The 2,291-nt window shown below is 66.7% G+C and carries 2 protein-coding genes, 1 tRNA gene and 1 pseudogene; all 4 read left to right on the top strand.

The window, feature by feature from the left end; all coding sequences use genetic code 11:
- Positions 1-214, top strand: a 214-nt coding sequence (gene trpF, locus HUK82_RS16075) for a phosphoribosylanthranilate isomerase (protein WP_456304210.1), incomplete at its 5' end; no start/stop codon positions are given.
- A 64-nt stretch (positions 215-278) separates the two neighbouring features.
- Positions 279-1,706, top strand: a complete 1,428-nt coding sequence (cysG, locus tag HUK82_RS16070; RefSeq protein ID WP_176614889.1) for a siroheme synthase CysG — start codon at positions 279-281, stop codon at positions 1,704-1,706.
- Positions 1,707-1,787: 81 nt separating this feature from the next.
- Positions 1,788-1,878: transfer RNA gene (locus tag HUK82_RS16065), tRNA-Ser, on the top strand.
- A gap of 93 nt (positions 1,879-1,971) precedes the next feature.
- Positions 1,972-2,291 (top strand): annotated as a pseudogene (locus HUK82_RS16060) (tyrosine-type recombinase/integrase); the annotation flags it as partial.

Raw genomic sequence — 2,291 nt, 5'->3', positions numbered from 1 at the left:
GGCGATTACCCGGGACTGGGTGTCCCCGGTGCCATGGCTTCTGGCGGGGGGGCTGACGCCCGGGACGGTCGCGGCGGCGATCCGGGCCAGCCGGGCGCCAGGCGTGGACGTGTCGTCCGGTGTCGAGTCCGCGCCGGGTGTCAAGGACCCGCAGCGGATGGTCGCTTTCGTGCGTGCCGCGCGTGCGGCATGGTGCGCGAAGACGCCAGCCTGAAACCGGGGCGTATGGTCGCCCCCTTGATGACAGCGTGCGCAGTCGCGCGCGGACGGGACGAGAGATGACAGACGCCATGGTTGAGGGAGATATCGGCTGGTTTCCGCTGTCCCTGAGGCTTGCCGGGCGTCGGGTGCTGGTCGTCGGCGGCGGCGAGATCGCGGTCAACAAGATCCGGCTTCTTCTGGCGCACGATGCACGCGTGGAACTGCTGGCGACGCATCTGAACGGTCAGGTCGCGGAGTGGGTGGAGCGCGGAGTGGTGTCGCTGGTCGGGGACATGGCGGCCGACGGGGCGTTGCGCGCGGTCATGCCCGGTTGTCGACTGGTATATGCGGCGACCGACGATCGCGCGGTCAATCGCGCAGTCGCGACCGTTGCCGACGATCTGAATATTCCTGTCTGTGCCGTTGACGATCCCGACCCGTCCAGCTTCATCACACCGGCCCAGATCCATCGGGGTCCGGTGCGGATCGCTATTTCGACGGGGGGCGCGGCCCCGGTTCTGGCCCGGCGTCTGCGTGCCACGATCGAGGCTCATGTCCCTGACGATACGGCCACTCTGGCACGATATCTCAGCGACCGGCGCGCCCGCGTGGTCGAAGCCTGTCCCGATGTTCCGCGTCGGCGTCGGATCTGGGAAGATTTTATCGACGGAGTCGGGGGTGCCGCGGCGCGCGGTGGCGCGTTCGAGCAGGCGGACGACGTTCTGGCCGCGCTCCTGCGTGATGTACGGGTGAGGGGCGAAGTATGGCTGGTGGGCGCCGGTCCCGGCGACCCGGATCTGCTGACCCTCCGGGCGTTGAACTTGATGCAGAATGCCGACTCCGTCCTGTATGACCAACTGGTCGCCCCCGGTCTCCTGGACCGGGTCCGTCGGGATGCGGAGCTGGTCTACGTCGGCAAGCGCGCCAGTCGCCACACACTGGCGCAATCCGAGATCAACGCCGAACTGGTCCGACGGGCGCAGCGCGGGGAACGCGTGCTGCGGCTGAAGGGGGGAGATCCGTTTATCTTCGGTCGGGGCGGGGAAGAAATCGAAACGCTTCTGGGGCATGGCGTGCCGTTCCAGATCGTGCCCGGCATTACGGCCGCCAGTGGCTGCGCGGCGTATGCCGGTATTCCGCTGACCCATCGCGACTGCGCGCAATCCTGCATCTTTGTGACTGGGCACGCGCGGGCCGATGGTGCCCTCGACCTGCCGTGGGATGCCATGGCGCGCTCTGGCCAGACGATCGTGATCTACATGGGGGTCGGTGCGCTGCCATCATTGTGTGCGCGATTGATCGACCACGGGTTGTCCGCTGACTGGCCAGTTGCGGTCGTCGAACGGGGCACCCTGCCGGGCCAGAGGGTCGTGGAAGGAACACTCGCCACCCTTCCGGGACGTGTGGTTGAGGCGGGAGTCGGCACGCCGGCCCTCATCATCGTGGGTGAGGTCGTGCGGCATCGCGTCGTCTCGCCACCGGGATTTAACCCGTCCTCCGTGTAACAGGCACGGTACGCCATATTCCCGCTTGCGTTCGATCGCGATCTTGCTATGTTCCGCCCGCCCGCAAGGGCTGCCGCCCGCGGAGAGATGGCCGAGCGGCTTAAGGCGCACGCTTGGAAAGCGTGTGTGCGTTAATAGCGTACCGTGGGTTCGAATCCCACTCTCTCCGCCACGGTCGATAATACCCAATGAAATCAGCATCTTATCAGACCCCTTCGGTAGCGCCCTACGACCGTGTCGGTAGTAGCCTGTCGGTAGTCCTTCCATGACACGGAAGGTCTCTGAAGAGAGGCATGGACTGAGGCTTACGGGCGGCAAGACCTACGCGGCGCGACTGTCGATCCCGCGTGAGCGCTGGGCGGATGTTGGACGGGCGTATGGCACCCGGACGGGGGTCCGACAGGAACTGGTGCGCTCCACGCAGACGCGGGACCGTCACGAGGCGATCCGTCGACGCGGCAAGGTGCTGGAAAAACTGCGGGCGGAGGTTGATGCGAAGCTCGCCGCCATAGGCCTGCCGCCCCTGCACGGGACGTGGTGTCCCGACTGGATGACGGAGGAGCGTCTGGTCGCCGACGCGCTGGA

Source organism: Ameyamaea chiangmaiensis, from assembly GCF_013376175.1.
Taxonomy (GTDB): domain Bacteria; phylum Pseudomonadota; class Alphaproteobacteria; order Acetobacterales; family Acetobacteraceae; genus Ameyamaea; species Ameyamaea chiangmaiensis.
Note: the sequence above shows the minus strand (reverse complement) of the source record. Positions and strands in the feature narration are given on the sequence as shown.